15 protein-coding genes are annotated in these 16,574 nt (G+C 63.6%); 11 read left to right on the forward strand and 4 right to left on the reverse strand.

The annotated features are described in order from the left end of the window. Nucleotides 1-9: 9 nt before the first annotated feature. Nucleotides 10-471: a nucleoside deaminase gene (locus tag KUG85_RS08780; RefSeq protein WP_065816280.1), complete on the reverse strand. Its 462-nt coding sequence runs from the start codon at nucleotides 469-471 to the stop codon at nucleotides 10-12. 256 nt (nucleotides 472-727) lie between these two features. On the opposite strand from KUG85_RS08780, the gene KUG85_RS08785 reads away from it, so the two are divergent. From KUG85_RS08785 to KUG85_RS08805, 5 genes are all read left to right on the forward strand, one after another. After that, a complete protein-coding gene (locus tag KUG85_RS08785; RefSeq protein WP_223004903.1) occupies nucleotides 728-2,299 on the forward strand; it encodes a pseudouridine synthase in 1,572 nt (523 codons plus the stop codon). Nucleotides 2,300-2,302: 3 nt separating this feature from the next. Beyond that, a complete protein-coding gene (rsmD, locus tag KUG85_RS08790; RefSeq protein WP_065816278.1) occupies nucleotides 2,303-2,857 on the forward strand; it encodes a 16S rRNA (guanine(966)-N(2))-methyltransferase RsmD in 555 nt (184 codons plus the stop codon). 89 nt (nucleotides 2,858-2,946) lie between these two features. Next, nucleotides 2,947-4,320, forward strand: a complete 1,374-nt coding sequence (locus tag KUG85_RS08795) for a M16 family metallopeptidase (protein ID WP_223004904.1) — start codon at nucleotides 2,947-2,949, stop codon at nucleotides 4,318-4,320. Beyond that, complete coding sequence (locus tag KUG85_RS08800) at nucleotides 4,317-5,672, forward strand: M16 family metallopeptidase (protein WP_255606316.1); 1,356 nt, start codon at nucleotides 4,317-4,319, stop codon at nucleotides 5,670-5,672. The genes KUG85_RS08795 and KUG85_RS08800 overlap by 4 nt, the downstream gene beginning before the upstream one ends. Before the next feature lie 3 nt (nucleotides 5,673-5,675). Continuing rightward, complete coding sequence (locus KUG85_RS08805; RefSeq protein ID WP_223004905.1) at nucleotides 5,676-6,566, forward strand: patatin-like phospholipase family protein; 891 nt, start codon at nucleotides 5,676-5,678, stop codon at nucleotides 6,564-6,566. A 211-nt stretch (nucleotides 6,567-6,777) separates the two neighbouring features. Here the strand turns inward: KUG85_RS08805 and KUG85_RS08810 are convergent, their stop codons facing one another. Further along, nucleotides 6,778-8,583, reverse strand: a complete 1,806-nt coding sequence (locus KUG85_RS08810) for a monovalent cation:proton antiporter-2 (CPA2) family protein (protein ID WP_065816274.1) — start codon at nucleotides 8,581-8,583, stop codon at nucleotides 6,778-6,780. A gap of 127 nt (nucleotides 8,584-8,710) precedes the next feature. Between KUG85_RS08810 and KUG85_RS08815 the strand changes: the two genes are divergently transcribed. From KUG85_RS08815 to lpxK, 6 genes are all read left to right on the forward strand, one after another. Then, nucleotides 8,711-10,057: a TldD/PmbA family protein gene (locus KUG85_RS08815; RefSeq protein WP_065816273.1), complete on the forward strand. Its 1,347-nt coding sequence runs from the start codon at nucleotides 8,711-8,713 to the stop codon at nucleotides 10,055-10,057. After that, the gene (locus tag KUG85_RS08820) at nucleotides 10,044-10,844 is read left to right on the forward strand and encodes a 3'(2'),5'-bisphosphate nucleotidase CysQ (protein ID WP_223004906.1); all 801 of its coding nucleotides are present in this window, start codon (nucleotides 10,044-10,046) and stop codon (nucleotides 10,842-10,844) included. The genes KUG85_RS08815 and KUG85_RS08820 overlap by 14 nt, the downstream gene beginning before the upstream one ends. A 92-nt stretch (nucleotides 10,845-10,936) precedes the next feature. Then, entirely contained in the window at nucleotides 10,937-11,185 is a 249-nt protein-coding gene (locus KUG85_RS08825) for a DUF4170 domain-containing protein (protein ID WP_223004907.1), read from the forward strand. A gap of 26 nt (nucleotides 11,186-11,211) precedes the next feature. Further along, the gene (locus tag KUG85_RS08830) at nucleotides 11,212-11,997 is read left to right on the forward strand and encodes a lysophospholipid acyltransferase family protein (RefSeq protein WP_007010080.1); all 786 of its coding nucleotides are present in this window, start codon (nucleotides 11,212-11,214) and stop codon (nucleotides 11,995-11,997) included. Between the two features lie 3 nt (nucleotides 11,998-12,000). Next, on the forward strand, nucleotides 12,001-13,320 hold the full coding sequence (waaA, locus tag KUG85_RS08835; protein ID WP_223004908.1) for a lipid IV(A) 3-deoxy-D-manno-octulosonic acid transferase: 1,320 nt from the start codon (nucleotides 12,001-12,003) through the stop codon (nucleotides 13,318-13,320). Then, nucleotides 13,313-14,338 (forward strand): tetraacyldisaccharide 4'-kinase, encoded by a 1,026-nt coding sequence (gene lpxK, locus KUG85_RS08840; protein ID WP_223004909.1) that lies wholly within the window; start codon nucleotides 13,313-13,315, stop codon nucleotides 14,336-14,338. Before waaA ends, lpxK begins: the two co-directional genes overlap by 8 nt. 62 nt (nucleotides 14,339-14,400) lie before the next feature. Here lpxK and KUG85_RS08845 read toward each other — a convergent pair whose 3' ends face one another. Continuing rightward, the gene (locus KUG85_RS08845; protein WP_223004910.1) at nucleotides 14,401-14,631 is read right to left on the reverse strand and encodes a DUF2093 domain-containing protein; all 231 of its coding nucleotides are present in this window, start codon (nucleotides 14,629-14,631) and stop codon (nucleotides 14,401-14,403) included. A gap of 62 nt (nucleotides 14,632-14,693) precedes the next feature. After that, entirely contained in the window at nucleotides 14,694-16,550 is a 1,857-nt protein-coding gene (gene mutL, locus KUG85_RS08850; protein ID WP_223004911.1) for a DNA mismatch repair endonuclease MutL, read from the reverse strand. Nucleotides 16,551-16,574 lie beyond the last annotated feature (24 nt).

Here is a 16,574-nt window from a genome sequence, read left to right on the forward strand (position 1 = left end):
CTTTTCTTTTTAGCGCTGCTGCCTGAAAAAGCGCCTCAGCAATGCAGCGGCTTCCGCCTCGCCAATACCGGGATAGACATCCGGTGCGTGATGGCATGTCGGCTGTGAGTAGAAGCGCGCGCCATTGGTCACCGCTCCGCCTTTCTCGTCGCCGGCTCCGAAATAGAGACGGCGAATGCGGGCAAATGAGATCGCGGCGGCGCACATCGCGCACGGTTCAAGCGTGACGTAGAGATCGGCGTCGACCAGCCGTTCCGAACCCAGAAGATCGCAGGCCGCGCGGATAGCGACGATTTCCGCGTGGGCGGTCGGATCGTTGCATTCGCGGGTGCGGTTTCCCGCGCGCGCGATCACCCTGCCTTCATGCACGATCACTGCACCGACCGGCACCTCGCCACGTTCTGCGGCAAGGTGTGCTTCTTCGAGTGCTGCATCCATGAAGCTGGTGTAGTTCGCTTTCGTCGGTCTCATCAATCTTTTTGCTCGCAACTGGCGGTGCGAATTGATACCTAGAGCGCCAAGCGCCCGGAAGGGTGCTCAATCTTGCTATTTTCAGCATTTATGCGCCCGTCAGGTGATTCCACCTGACTGCAAAATGCTATAGCCGCCTCTATAGCATCGGGTGCGAATTCGGAATCGATTTTCCTGCAGTCCGATCTCTGATTAAAACACTGGAGTGGTTCCGGCGCATGGGGCGCAAGACGGAATCCCAGGGCAAAAGGCCATCATGACCAAAGACCGACCCAACGACACCAAGCGGGAAAAGAAACCGGGCAAGCCGGACAGGGGCAGGGACGCGACCCCGAAGGAGGCCGACAAGGCTGGTGGCGAGCGCATTGCCAAGCGTCTGGCGCGCGCGGGCGTTGCCTCACGCCGCGATGCCGAAGCGATGATCGAGGCCGGCCGCGTCACGGTCAACGGCAGGGTTCTTGATTCTCCGGCCTTCAATGTGAGCGCTTCCGACCGCATTCTGGTGGACGGAGAACCGCTGCCGGCGGTTGAGCGCACGCGGCTCTTTCTCTTCCACAAGCCCGGTGGCGTGGTCACCACCAACCGCGATCCGGAAGGCCGCAAGACCATTTTCGACGCGCTGCCGGAAGGTCTGCCGCGCCTGATCACGGTCGGTCGTCTCGACATCAACACGGAAGGTCTGATCGTCCTGACCAATGATGGCGGGCTGGCGCGCGCGCTGGAACTGCCGGAAACCGGCTGGCTGCGCCGCTATCGCGTGCGCGTGCATGGCAAGGTCGATGCGACAGCTCTTGAAGGCCTCAAGGACGGTATCGCCGTGGATGGCGTTTTCTATGGCGCAATCGAGGCCACGCTCGACCGCGAGCAGGGCAGCAATGCGTGGCTGACGCTCGGCCTGCGCGAAGGCAAGAACCGCGAGGTCAAGAACGTGCTCGGCGCGCTGGGGCTCGAGGTCACGCGCCTGATCCGCATTTCCTACGGTCCCTTCCAGCTTGGCACGCTGGGCGAGGGTGAGGTGCAGGAGGTCAAGGGCCGCACCCTGCGCGATCAGCTTGGCGAACGCCTGATCGAGAAGGCGGGTGCGAATTTCGACGCACCCATCGTCAATCCGTTCTCCAACAAGCCGGTTCGCGCCGAGCGCAAGCCGCGCGACGGCGACGCGGAGGAGAAGCAGGGTGGCCGCGAGCGTGAGGGTGGCAAGACCTTTGTGAAAAACCGCAAGCGCGACCGCGAGGAAAAACGCGAGGCCGCGCGCGACCGGCTCCAGACTTCACGTCCCGGTCGTCGTGAAGAGGAGCGCGGACCGCGCCAGAACCGCGGCAGCCATGTGTGGATGGCGCCCGGTGCGCGCCCGCAGGGAAAGCGCAAACAGGCCGCAGCCGAGGCGGAGGCCGACGAGCGGGCGCAGAAGCCGCGCAAGCCGCGCCGGGAAGGGCCCGCTCCGGCACGTGGCGACAAGCCGTTCCGTTCACGCGGGGACAAGCCATTCGACAAGGATCGTCCGGAGCGGGGCGACCGCGCGCGCGGTGGCGACAGGCCCCGTTTTTCGAAAAGCGAAAACCCCGCCGGCGAGACGCGGGAAGGCAGGCCCTTCCGTTCGCGCGACGACCGCCCGGCTTCCGGTGACAGGCCCCGTTTCTCGAAGGGTGGCAAGCCAGGCGGAAAACCTGGCGGAAAGCCCGGAGAGGAGAGGCGTTTCGGCAAGCCCGGCGGCAAGCCCTCCGGAAAGCCGGCAGGCAGGTTCTCGGGCAAGCCGGGTGGCGGATCGCGCCCCGGCAAGGGACGTCCCGGCGGCCGCAAGCCCGGCAAACCCGGTGGGGAAGGCTGACCCATGCGCATTGTGGGCGGGGAGTTTCGCGGCCGCACGCTGGCGGCGCCGAAGTCGGACGCGATCCGGCCGACGACGGACCGCACCCGCCAGGCGCTGTTCAACATTTTCGAGCACCGCCATGCCGGCCGGCTGGAAAACGCGCGCGTGCTGGATCTCTTCGCCGGCACGGGCGCGCTCGGGCTCGAGGCGCTTTCGCGCGGTTCCGCGTTTGCGCTCTTTATCGAGGAGGCGGCTGCCGCCCGCGCGCTGATCCGCACCAATGTGGAGAATTTCGGCCTTCAGGGGCGCGCCAAGATTTTCCGCCGCGATGCGACGCGGATCGGCGAGGTGGGGACGATACAGCCGTTTGATGTCGTTCTGGCCGACCCGCCCTATGGCAGGGGCTTTGGCGAAAAGGCGCTCGCTGCCGCGCTGGCCGGTGGCTGGCTTGCACCCGGCGCGCTGGTCATGGTCGAGGAAGCGGCAGGCTCACCGTTCCAGCCGCCGGAAGGTTTTCGGCTCATTGAACGGCGTGAATACGGTACCTCCTGCGCAACCTTTGCCGAGCGCGCCTGAGTTTCGTCACTTTTGCGCCGATAGCTTTGCCTTGTCATGAGCCCGTGGCATTGTGCGCGGGCGCACCACAAACCGTACAGGGCTTGTCCATGAGAAATTCCATAGCGAATGTCGCTCTGAGCGCGGCGTTCGCCTTCATCGTTGCAGTCGCAGCGCCGTCCATAGCCACCGCGCAGGAAGCCGAGGATGACACTGCCGTTTCCAGCTTCACCCTAGAAAACGGCCTTGACGTTGTCGTCATCCCGGATCACCGGGCGCCTGTTGCCACGCACATGCTCTGGTACAAGGTGGGCAGCGCCGATGAGGAGCCGGGAAAATCGGGCATCGCCCATTTCTTTGAGCACCTGATGTTCAAGGGCACGAGCACCTATCCATCGGGCGAGTTCTCTGCGGCAATTGCAGCGGTGGGCGGCAGTGAGAACGCTTTCACCTCCTATGACTACACGGCCTATTACCAGCAGATCGCACCGTCCGAACTGCCGGACATGATGCGCTTCGAGGCCGACCGGATGCGCAATCTGGTGCTTTCGGAAGAGAACATCGAGACCGAGCGCCAGGTGGTGCTTGAGGAGCGGCGCCAGCGTACCGACAATGTGCCATCCTCCATTCTCTCGGAGGAGCTCAATGCCACGCTCTACCAGAATCACCCCTATGGCATTCCAGTCATTGGCTGGCAGCAGGAGATCGAGGGGCTTACGCACGACGACCTCAAGAGCTTCTACGACCGGTTTTACACGCCCAACAATGCCGTTCTGGTGGTTGCCGGCGACGTGAACGCCGATGCGGTGCGCGCGATGGCCGAAGAGACCTACGGCAAGATCGCCCGCGGACCCGATCTGCCGCCACGCGCCCGCCCGATGGAGCCTGACCAGAAGACCACGCGCGATGTCACATTCCGCGATCCGCGCGTCACCGTGCCCAACCTGTCGATCAACTGGTATGTGCCTTCCGCGCGCAGGGCCGCGAAGGGTGAATTCGAGGCGCTCGCCATCCTGTCCGAGGTTCTGGGCGAGGGGCTGCGCAGCCGGCTCTACCAGGATCTCGTCGTCAAGCAGGGGATCGCGTCCAGCGCCGGCAGCTATCTGCAGGGTGCGGCGTATGATTATTCCGCCCTCGTCGTTTACGGCGAGCCGCGCGGCGGTGCCGATCTTGAAACGGTCGAGGCCGCGCTTGTGGCCCAGATCGACAAAATCAGGAACGAAGGCATTACCCCGGAGGAACTGGAGACCGCGCGCACAAAAATCCTGCGGGACCAGATTTTCATGCGCGACAGCCAGGTGCGCAGTGCCAACCTTTTCGGCGCCGTCCTGGCGACGGGCGGCAAGGTTGAGGACATAACCGGCCTGCCGGAGCGGCTTGACGCCGTGACCGTCGAGGCCGTTCAGGCCGCCGCCAGACGCTATCTCGACATGGATCATGCCGTGAAGGGCTACCTCCTTCCGCAAGAGGGAGACCGCTCGTGAGACAGAGACTGAATTTTCATCCAGGTGTTTTTATGCGCAGTTTCCTGAACGCGGGGGCGCTGCTCGCCCTGATCCTCGTCGTCGTGCCCGCAAAGGCGGCGGTGCAGATACAGGATGTGACCTCGCAGAAAGGCATCGAAGCCTGGCTGGTCGAGGATCACTCGCTGCCGATCATCACCTTCCAGTTCTCCTTCAAGGGTGGCTCCGCGCAGGACCCGGAAGGCAAGGAGGGTATCGCCAATCTCATGACCGGCCTGTTCGACGAAGGCGCGGGCGATCTCGATTCCGATGCGTTTCAGCTGAAGCTGGAGGAACTGGGCGCGGAAATGTCGTTTCGCACCAACTCCGACGAGATATCCGGGCAGGTGCGGATGCTTGCCGAAAACAGCGACGAGGTTCTCGACCTGGTGCGGCTTGCCATCACCAGCCCGCGCTTCGATGCCGACCCGGTCGAGCGTATCCGCAGCCAGATTGCCGTCGGCATTCGCTCGGACGAACGCGATCCGCGCAAGCAGGGTTTTCTAAAACTCTCCGAGGCGCTCTATGGTGACCATCCTTACGCCCATCCCGACGAGGGCACGCTTGAAAGCCTGGCCAGCATTTCACCGGAAGACCTGAAGGCCTTCCATGCCCGCGTCTTTGCCCGCTCGAACCTGACCATCGGCGTTGTGGGCGCGATCGATGCCGGGCGTCTTGCCGGTGTTCTCGACACGGTGTTCGGCGGTCTGCCGGAGGAGGCCGGGCTTCAGCCCGTCGCCGACATCGCGCCGAAGCTCGGCCAGGAAATCCGCGTCGAATACCCCCTGCCGCAGGCCACGCTGCAGCTCGTCTATCCCGGCGTGGAACGCGACGATCCGGAGTTCTTCTCCGCCTATCTGCTCAACCAGATACTCGGCGGCGGCGTGTTTTCCTCGCGTCTTTTCAACGAGGTGCGCGAGAAGCGCGGCCTTGCCTATGGCGCGTCGTCCTATCTTCACAGCCGCGACCATGCCCAGTCGCTCGCCATCCAGACGGCCACCAGCGCCGAACGGGCCGGTGAAACGCTTTCGGTCATCGAGGATGTGATCGCCGGCCTGCGCGACGAGGGCCCGACGGAGCAGGAACTGGAAGCGGCCAAGACCTACGTCATCGGCTCCTATGCGATCAACAATCTGGATTCCTCCACTGCCATCGCCCGCACGCTGGTCGGGTTGCAGCAGGACGATCTGGGGATTGATTATCTCGGGCGCCGCGCCGATCTTATCAATGCCGTCACGCTGGACGATGTGAAGGAAGCCGCAAAGCGTCTTCTTTCACAGGAACCCGCGCTGCTGGTGGTCGGCCCTGCGGAGCAGGCCCAGAACGGAGGCTGACGGATGGAAACGGCGTTGGCGAACGACGAGACGAAAGGCAGGGCGCCAGCCGGCGGACCAAGCTTCGCGCTTGCGCTCGGCGGTGGTGGCGCGCGCGGCCTGTCGCACATCCACATCATCGAAACGCTCGATGAGCTGGGCATCACGCCGACCGTCATCGCCGGCTCCTCCATCGGTGCGCTCATGGGCGCGGGCTTTGCCGCCGGCATCAGCGGCAAGGACATCCACGCCCATGCGCGCGCCATTCTGGGCAGCCGCACCGAGGTCGCCAGCCGCCTGTGGAAAGCGCGGCCCGGAAATTTCGCCGAAATGATGGAAGGCGGCTTTCGCGTTGGCCAGTTCAACGCGGAACGCATCATCAGCGCATTCCTGCCGGCGGGTGTGCCGCGGACCTTCGAAGAACTGAAAATTCCGCTGCGTGTCACCGCCACCGACTATTTCCGCCACGAGCTAGCGGTGCTTGAAAGCGGAGCCCTTGCGGAAGCGCTCGCCGCGTCGGCGGCGATCCCGGCTGTGTTCCGTCCCGTGGAGCGGGCCGGGCGCACTTTGATCGACGGCGGAATCTACAATCCCGTGCCTTTCGATCTGGTCGAGGGGCGTGCCGACATTCTGATTGCCGTCGACGTCGTGGGCGCACCGAACGACACGGGCGGCAAGCCTCCGACCTCCATCGAGCTCATGTTCGGCGCAAGCCAGCTGATGATGCAGTCGATCATCGCCATGAAGCTGGAACACGGGCGCCCGGATATTCTCATTCGCCCGGCCGTTTCGCGCTTTCGCGTGCTCGATTTCATGAAAATCGACGCGATTCTCGCCGAAACCGAAGCCATTCGCGAAGAACTGAAACGCGCCATCGACGCTGCCGTCGCCGATTTCGAAAAAGCCCGCGCGTAATATCAGATAGAGCGGTTCACCGTTTCACGGAACGCCGCTCCGCTCTATCTGTGTGTTTCTCCGCATTTGTGCGGACGTCAGGTGATTCCACCTGACTGCAAAATGCCCTACAGCGCCGCGCGTCTTATAAGGCGCGCAAAGGACGCTGTAACACTTTGAAATAATGCATGTTCGTTGTCTTTCAAATGAATTCATTTGAAAGCGACATGCATTAGCCAACGGGTTCTTCGTCCTGATCGATCCGCTGGCTTTCGCGCTTCGGCTTGATCAGCGGTTCGGGCGTGACCGGACGCACGCGCATCTTGTCGTTTCCGGCATAAATGCCTTCGACGGACTGGATCGCCAGCCGTTCCTCATCGCGCCGGCGCACATCCTCGACGATTTCGCTGGCGATCTCTTCGCTGGTCCCCAGCGCCTGCAGGGTCCTGCCGCCGAAAATGAGAGCTGATTCCACGGTTTCGCGTATCTCATACTCCACGTCGCGGTCGCGCAGCGAGAGCGTGTGGGCCCGGTCGTACGAGCGCACGTAAAGCCGCACATGCGGGTACTCGTCGCGGATCAGATTGACGATCTGATCCGTCGCGGTTGCGCCGTTGGTGCAGACAGCCACGATCTTCGTGTTGCGGATGCCCGCTGCTTCCAGCACTTCCATGCGCCGGCCGTCGCCGAAATAGATGCGAAACCCGAAACGCTCGGCAGCCCGCACCCGGTCGGCTGAATGATCGATGATGGTCACCTCGGTTCCGCCCGAAAGCAGCACCTGCGAAACCATCTGCCCGAAACGGGAAAAGCCGATCATCATCACATCGGCACCCGCACCCTCGAAATCCTCGTCCATCTCTTCTGCCGGTTCCGTGCGGATGAGCATTTCGCCAAGCCGCACGGAAAGCGGCGTCAGCGCCATGGAAACGGTGACGATGGCGATTAGCAGGGATGCAGTAGACTGCGGGAAAATGAAAGCCGAGGCGGCGGCCGTGAACAGCACGAAACCGAACTCACCGCCCTGTGGCAGCAGGGCTGCAACGCGAACGGCGCCGTTGTGCTCACAGCCGAAGACACGGCTGATACCGTAAAGAATAACGGCCTTCACCAGCATCAGGATGGGCACGGCGATCAGGATCGACAGCCAGTTTTCCAGCACGATGCGCAGGTCGAGCGAAAGACCGATGGCCATGAAGAACAGGCCAAGAAGAATGCCGCGAAAGGGTTCGATATCGGCTTCCAGCTCATGCCGGAAAGAGGATTCTGCGAGCAGGACACCGGCGATGAATGCCCCCAGCGCCATCGAGAGCCCGGCCATCTGCATCACCGTTGCGGAGCCGAGCACCACCAGAAGCGCTGCGGCGATCATCACTTCCTTCGCACCGGTGTTGGCAATGACGCGAAAGAGCGGATTGAGCAGATAGCGCCCGGCAACAATCAGCGCGATCACGCTGGCAATGGCGAGCGCAAACCGTTCGAGGCTGATGGCTTCGGCCCCCTCGCCACCGGGCGAAAGCAGCGGAACCAGTGCCAGGAGAGGGGCGATTGCGAGATCCTGAAACAACAGGATGGAGAAGGATGTCTGCCCATACCGGCTGTTGAGCGCCCCCTGCGATTCCAGCGTTTGTACCGAGAATGCGGTGGATGACAGGGCAAGACCAAAGCCGACCACGAAAGCGGCGCCATAGGAAAGATCCGTCAGAAGCAGCGTGATCATGGCGAGGACGACACCGGTCACGGTCACCTGGATCAGCCCCATGCCGAATATGCTGCGCCGCATCGCCCAAAGGCGCGCCGGCTTCAGCTCAAGACCGATGATGAACAATAGCAGCACCACGCCGAGCTCTGCCACGTGGAGCAGTTCCTCTCCGTCCGATATGAGCAGGAGAACCGGGCCGATGGCGATGCCTGCGGCGAGGTAGCCGAGGATCGTGCCAAGACCGATGCGGGCGAACAGGGGCGCGGCGATCACTGCACCGCCCAGGAGCAGCAGAGGTTCGTAGTAGAGCGGGGCAGCAGCAGCTTCGACGGCCATCGGGTCTCCAGCGTATCTCGGGGCGTATCCGGGGAATCTCAGCTTACCATTGCACATGTGCGCTGCGAATCATAAATGGAACAGACCGGTGTTTCCCATGCGCGACCAATTTCCAGCCAGGACTACGATGACAGATCAGAATGAAAAGCAGCAACTGACCGATCGGGTCGTTGCCCTTGTGGAGGCTGCGAAGAAGGCTGGTGCCGATGCGTCCGATGCGGTGGTGGTGCGCGCACGCTCGAGAAGCGTGTCGGTCCGGCTAGGCAAAGTGGAAGGCACGGAAGCGTCCGAAAGCGATGACATGTCGTTGCGCGTGTTCGTTGGCAGGCGGGTCGCCAGTGTCTCGGCCCCTGCGAATGCCGATCCGGCCCCGTTGGCCGAACGCGCCGTCGCGATGGCGAAGGCTTCGCCGGAGGACCCGTATCAGGGGCTGGCCGAGCCGGATATGCTCGCGCATGCCATTGCCGATCTCGATCTTTTTGACACAACCGAGGTCTCCGCCGAGCGCCTTAAGGAGGATGCGCTCGCCGCCGAAGCTGCGGCGCTCGATGTGTCCGGCGTTACCAATTCATCGGGCAGTGGGGCGAATGCAGGTTCGGGCGGTCTGGTGCTTGCGACATCGGAAGGGTTTATCGGTGCCTATGAAGCGACACGCTTTTCCCGGTCCGTGAGCGTTCTGGCCGGCGAAGGCACCGGAATGGAACGTGATTACGATTTCTCCTCACGCCTGCATTTCGTCGATCTCGACGCACCTGAAGAGATCGGTCGCAGCGCCGGTGAACGGGCCGTCCGGCGGCTCAACCCCCGCAAGGTGGACACCGGCCGCTACCCGGTCGTCTACGACCCGCGCGTGGCGCGCGGGATTGCCGGCCACCTGGCTTCGGCGATCAATGGCGCATCGGTTGCGCGCAAGTCGAGCTTCCTGCGCGACATGATGGGGAAAAAGGTTGCGGCTGCCGGCATAACGGTGACGGACGACCCCCAGCGCAGGCGGGGGCCTTCCTCACGGCCTTTCGATGGCGAGGGCGTTGCCGGCCAACGGCTTGTCATGATCGAGGACGGTTTCCTGAAACACTGGTTCCTGTCGACCTCGGTCGCCCGTCAGCTCGGTCTTTCGGGCACCAATGGACGAGGGACGCGCGGCGCCTCGTCTGTCAATCCGTCCTCCACCAATCTGGCGCTTGAACCCGGCACGCAAACGCCGGAAGGGCTGATCAAGGGTATCAGCTCGGGCTTCTACGTCACCGAAGTGTTCGGTCAGGGCGTAAATCTCGTGACCGGTGAATACAGCCGCGGTGCGGCGGGTTTCTGGATCGAGAATGGCGAGATCACTTATCCGGTCTCGGAAGTGACCATAGCCTCGAACCTGAAGGATATGTTCCTCAACATGACACCGGCCAGTGACATCGACCGCAATTTTGGAACGGCCGCTCCGACCCTGCTTGTGGAAGGCATGACGCTTGCCGGAAAGTGAACCGCAGAAGGCGGCACCTGAAGCCGATCTCGAATTGATCGCGGATGTGGCGCGCGAGGCGGGAGCCATCGCGCTCAAATACTTCCGTCGTGATCCCGAGGTCTGGTGGAAAGGCGGTGTTTCGCCGGTCAGCGAGGCTGACTATGCGGTCGACCGCTTTTTGAGGAAAGAACTCCTTGCAGCGCGCCCCGATTATGGCTGGCTGTCGGAAGAAACGGCACTGGAAGATCAGGAACTGGCCCGTGAGCGGGTGTTTGTCGTCGATCCCATCGATGGAACACGCGCGTTTATTGCCGGGCGGCCTATCTGGTGTGTCAGCATCGGTGTGGTGCATCGCGGAGAGAGCATTGTGGGCGTTCTCGAATGCCCGGAGCTTTCTGAAACCTATCATGCATTGAGGGGCGGAGGCGCATTCCGCAACGGGGAGCGCCTGGCGGTAAAACCGGAAGGCGATGCGTTTGTTGTTGCCGGTCCCAAGGCGATGGTTTCTGAATTGCCTTCCAAAATTCTGCAAAAAACCAGGGCTTACGGCTATGTGCCGTCACTTGCCTTTCGCATCGCCATGGTCGCGAGCGGGGCGCTTGACGCCACTTTCGTCAAACCCAACGCGCATGACTGGGACCTGGCGGCTGCCGACGTGATCCTCCGCGAGGCGGGAGGCGTGATCAGGGACGCCAGTGGAAACACGCCCTCCTATGCGGGGCCTGATCTCAAGAAGGGCGCACTGGCTGCCGGCAGTGGCTCACTCCTGCAGGCCATGACGCAAACGCTCTCAATCGGTGAATGAGCGGGTTTGCGGTTCCAAAATCTCAGGAATTCCTCTACACGGGCGGTTAGCGATTTGCTTATTGCCACATTCGTCTGCAAATGGGCTCGAACATGTCCGAGAAAAAAGAGAACTCCCAGCTTCTGCATCTGGTCTTCGGCGGCGAGTTGACGTCGCTGACCGGCGTAACATTCCGCGATCTCGACGGGGTCGATATCGTCGGGATCTATCCGGATTACAAATCCGCGGAAAAGGCGTGGCGCGCCAAGGCGCAGGAGACCGTTGACAACGCGCATATGCGTTATTTCATCGTTCACCTTCACCGCCTGCTGGACCCTGCGTCCGATGAGAGCCGGGGATAGCCCCTGGGGATAGCAAGGAACTGCATATGGAAAACAAGGCGAGTGCGCCTTCCCCTGCCATGACCGCCAATCGGAAGAAGACCGGCCCGCGCCCTTTGAAGGAGCTGTGGCGTCGTATTCGCAAGCCGCTGGCGAAGTCGCGCTTTGTGAAACAGGCGCTGGCAACGCTCATGGCGGGCGCCATTCGCCTGATCGACCGCACCAATCCGCGTGTCGAGGGATCGCACGACCTGCAGGCGGCAATCGACGCCCATTCGCCGGCAATTGCCGCTCTCTGGCACGGCCAGCACATTCTGGGACCGGCCATCAATCCCCGCCGGCACAAAATCGTGGCCATGTTTTCCCGCAGCGCCGATGCGGAACTGAACGCGCTCGTGGCGGAAAAACTCGGTTTTGAAACCGTTCGCGGCTCCGGTGGCCGCAAGGGGGAGCGCGACGTCCGCAAAGGCGGTGCGAAGGCGCTGATCATGCTGAAAAAAACCATCGATCGTGGCTGCAATGTTGCGATGATCGCCGACATTCCGCATGGCACGCCGCGCGAAGCCGGACTTGGCATCGTCACTCTGGCGCGCATTTCCGGTCGCCCCATCGTTCCTGTTGCCATTGCCACCAGCCGCCGCAAGGTGCTGGAACGGACCTGGGACAAGACCACGATCAACCTGCCTTTTGGCCGAAGCGCGGTCATCCTGGGCGAACCCATCTATGTCACGTCCGATGCGGACGAGGCGACAATGGAAGAGAAGCGCCGTGAGGTTACCAACTCGCTCAATGAGGCGACGCGGCAGGCCTACTCCCTGGTCGACGGTCAGTGAACCATGAGTGAACGCTGGGCGCGCGCCATCCTCACAACCTATCGCTGGGTGGGTGCAGCAGCCTTCCCCATGATTGGTGGCTACATCGTCTGGCGCGCCGGAAAGGGCAAGGAGGACCGCGTCCGCCGGCACGAGCGCTATGGACGCGCCGGCCATCCGCGCCCGGACGGCCCGTTGATCTGGATGCATGCGGCCAGCGTGGGCGAAACCATGGCCGTGATCGGCCTGATCGAGCATCTTTTGGGCTATGGGATCAACATTGTTCTGACCACCGGAACCGTGACCTCTGCCCAGGTGGCAGAAGAACGCCTTGGCGAGGGCGTGATCCACCAATATGTGCCGCTCGACCTGAAGCCGGCCGTCAGCCGGTTTCTCAATCACTGGCAGCCGGATCTGGCCATCATGGCCGAGTCTGAGATCTGGCCGATGACCATTCTCGAGCTCGGTGCGCGGCGAGTGCCGCAGGTGCTCGTCAACGGCCGGCTTTCCGACCGCTCCTTCGAACGCTGGAAGAAGCGGGCCTATCTGGCCGAGGCGCTTTTCGAAAACCTTGCCCATGTGGTGGCGCAGTCCGAGGTGGATGGCGAGCGCTTCCGCACACTGGGGGCGAGACCGGTCACCGTTTCGGGCAATCTCAAGGTCGACACCCATGCGCCACCGGTGGAGAAGGAAGCGCTTGCCACGCTTGAAGAGCAGATTGGCGACCGGGAAACCTGGGCTGCCGTCTCCACCCATGAAGGCGAAGAGACGATCGCCGCCGATGTGCATGAAAAGCTGAAGTCCCGCCACCCGGACCTTCTGACGATCATCGTACCGCGTCATCCCGAAAGGGCGGACGCGCTGGAAGAAGAGTTCACCGCCCGCGGCCTCAAGGTGGCGCGGCGCAGCCGTAACGATACGGTCCTTGCGGAGACCAACATTCTGCTTGGCGATACGATCGGCGAGATGGGACTTTATCTTCGATTGACTGAAGTGGCCTTTGTCGGGCGCTCGCTGGTGCAGTCGGGCGGGCAGAACCCGATCGAGCCGGCTCGTCTGGGCACGGCGGTGCTTTCAGGCTGCAATGTGCAGAATTTCCGCGATGCCTATCGCCGGTTGATCGACGCCGGCGGGGCGCGGCTGGTGCGCGACGGCGAGATGCTGGCCGGTGGCGTGAACTTCCTTCTCAACAATTACTCGGCGCGCCGCACCATGATCAAGGCGGGGCGCGCTGCAGTCGACGATATGTCTGGCGCGCTGAACCGCACACTGCAGGCGCTCGACCCGTATATCCATCCGCTGATCGTCAAGAGCAGGCTCGAGGGCGACGAGGGGCATGGCTAGCGAGGCACCTCCATTCTGGTGGGAGGCGGCGGACTGGCGGGCCTGGAGCCTTTCGCCGCTGTCCGCGCTCTATGGCCTCGTGGCCGGATACCGGATGGCCTCGGCAAAGCGGGCGAAGGTGGATGTGCCGGTCCTGTGTGTCGGCAATTTCACCGTCGGCGGCGAGGGCAAGACGCCGGTTTCCATCGCGCTTGCCAAACAGGCGAAGAAGCTTGGTCGGAAACCGGGATTTCTCACCCGCGGGCATGGCGGCTCGATGGCGACGGCGCATCTGGTGGATGCGAAGAAAGACCTCTCACGCCATGTGGGCGACGAGCCCCTGCTACTGGCGCGGCATGCGCCGACGCTGGTCGCCCCCGACCGCCTGACGGGCGCGCGCGAGCTGATTGGTCTTGGCTGCGACTTCATCATCATGGACGATGGCTTCCAGAGCGCGCGGCTGCACATGGATTATGCGGTAATGGTGGTGGATGCGCGGCGCGGGCTGGGCAATGGCCATGTCATTCCCGGCGGGCCTTTGAGAGCGCGGCTGATCGACCAGCTGCGCTATGCCGACGCCCTTCTCACCATGGGCGAAGGGAGTGCGGCCGACCATGTGGTGCGCAAGGCCTCGCGGGCGGGGCGACCGGTGTTTCATGCCAGGCTCAAGCCGCGCGGCGTGCGCGCGATCAAGGGCGGGCGGTTTCTCGCCTTCGCCGGGATCGGCAACCCGAAGAAATTCTTCGACAGTGTGGCGCAAGCCGGCGGCGCGGTGGTGGAGGGGAAGAGTTTTCCCGATCATCACCCCTACGATGATGACGATGCGCGCGACCTGATCGCGGCGGCGGAGAAGGGGGAGCTTCAGCTCATCACCACCGAGAAGGATCTCGTGCGGCTGCGCGGCGGGAGCGAGGCGCTTTCCGCGCTGGCCGAACACTGCCGTGTGCTGCAGGTGGAAGCGCAGTTCGATGCGCCCGACATGCCGGTGACCATCATCGAAAGCACAATCGGGGCTTGGCGCGAGCGCATTCTGAAATAGGTGTCTCTTGTTTTTCCGCATTTGTGCGGACGTCAGGTGATGCCACCTGACTGCAAAATGCTCTATCCGCGCTTCCTGAGTTCCGGATGCATTTCCAGCTCGCGGGCGAGCGAGGTCTCGGCGTTCACATAGGCTTCCTGCCGCGCGACGCTCCAGTATTTCAGATCGTCGAGCTGGATCGGCTGTTCGGTCACGGCGCAGCGCACGAAGGCGCCGGGCGTCATGACCTGAAAATCGCCATCCAGATAGCGAATGCGCGCCTCGCGGGCGCCGGGTCCTTCAAAACGGTTCATCGGTAAAACCTCTCATCGGGTTCCTTGCGCCATATTTCGAGGCCAAGGTCAAGCGCATCGCATCACCGCCGCCCGAACAGCCGCTCGATATCGGTCAGCTTTAGTTCGATATAGGTCGGGCGGCCGTGATTGCACGTGCCGGAGCCGGGCGTCGCCTCCATCTGGCGCAACAGCGCGTTCATCTCTTCGGCCCTGAGCCGCCGCCCCGAGCGCACCGAGCCATGGCAGGCCATGGTGGCGGCGATGTGGTCGATCCGCTCCTTCAGCGTGTCGGCGGTATCGTTCTCGGCGATCTCGTCGGCGAGATCGCGCACCAGCTGCGGCACATCCACCTTGCCCAGCATGGACGGCGTTTCGCGCACGGCGATGGCGCCGGGGCCGAACCGCTCCAGCCCCAGCCCGAACCGGGCGAGGAACGCCGCATGGGCGGACAGCCGGTCGGCATCCTCTTCCGGCATGTCGACGATCTCCGGCAAAAGCAGCATCTGCGCGGGGAGGGGACGGGCATGCAGCGCCCCTTTCAGCGCCTCATAAACGAGGCGCTCATGGGCGGCGTGCTGGTCGACGATGACGAGCGAATCCTCCGTCTGCGCGACGATGTAATTTTCATGCACCTGCGCCCGCGCGGCCCCGAGCGGGGTGCGCATCAGCTCTGGCGCCGCCTCCATCTCGCCCGCGCGTGCATCGGCGGAAAGGGCCGCGCCCACATCGAACGCCGCCTGGCCGGGCTCGGCAAAGCCCGGTGCCGTGCTCATCTCCAGCGGGCGGGTGGGGGAGGTGGCCGCACTCCAGCCATTTGCAGGGCGGGGTGGCGGCGTGTAGCGCTGAGGCGCGGCGTGGCCCGCTGCCCGCTGCTCCGGCCTCTGGAAGGCGGCGAGCATGGCGTCGGCCCCGGAGGTGGAGGCGCGCATGCCGCTGATTTCCAGCGCATGGCGGATCGCGCCGACAATCAGCCCGCGCACCAGCCCCGGATCGCGAAAGCGCACGTCCGCCTTGGCCGGGTGCACATTGACATCGACCAGCGCCGGATCGAGCGTGATGAACAGCGCCGCCACCGCATGCCGGTCGCGCGGCAGCGCATCCATATAGGCGCCGCGAATGGCGCCGGTGAGCAGCTTGTCGCGCACGGGCCGGCCATTCACATAGAAATATTGCAGCATCGCATTGCCGCGCGAAAAGGAGGGGATCGACGCATGGCCCGAAAGGGAAACGCCTTCACGCGCGGCCTCGATGGGCAGCGTGTTTTCGGCAAAGTCGCGGCCCATCACCTGCGCGATGCGGCGCAGAAGCCCCTCGCCATCGGCGGGCACGGCGGGCAGCTCCAGCGTGTTGCGGTCGGAGCCCGTCAGTGTGAAGCGCACATGCGGGAAGGCGAGCGCCATGCGCTTCACCACCTCGGTGATGGCGGCGGTTTCGGCGCGCTCGCTCTTCATGAATTTGAGCCTTGCGGGCGTGGCGAAAAAGAGGTCGCGCACCTCCACCGTCGTGCCGCGATTGGCGGCGACGGGCTTCACGGCCGAGACGCGCCCGCCCTCAACGGAAATCTCCGCCGCACTGTCGGCCGCTTCGGGCCGCGAGCGCAGCGAAAGCCGCGCCACCGAGCCGATGGAGGGCAGCGCCTCGCCGCGAAAGCCGAGCGAGCGAATGTCGTGAATATCGTCGGCGAGTTTCGAGGTGCAATGGCGCGAGACGGCGAGCGGCAGTTCCTCCGGCGGCATGCCGCCGCCATTGTCGGTGACGCGGATCAGCGACAGCCCGCCGCCGGCTGTCGCCACCTCGATGCGCGTCGCGCCCGCATCGAGCGCGTTTTCCACCAGCTCCTTCACCACGCTCGCCGGCCGCTCGATCACCTCGCCGGCGGCGATCTGGTTGATCACGGTATCGGTGAGCTGGCGGATGGTGCGGGGGGCTATGGTCATGGCCGCGATTTTACGGGGATTCGG

The organism is Nitratireductor rhodophyticola, from assembly GCF_019891355.1.
Taxonomy (GTDB): domain Bacteria; phylum Pseudomonadota; class Alphaproteobacteria; order Rhizobiales; family Rhizobiaceae; genus Nitratireductor; species Nitratireductor rhodophyticola.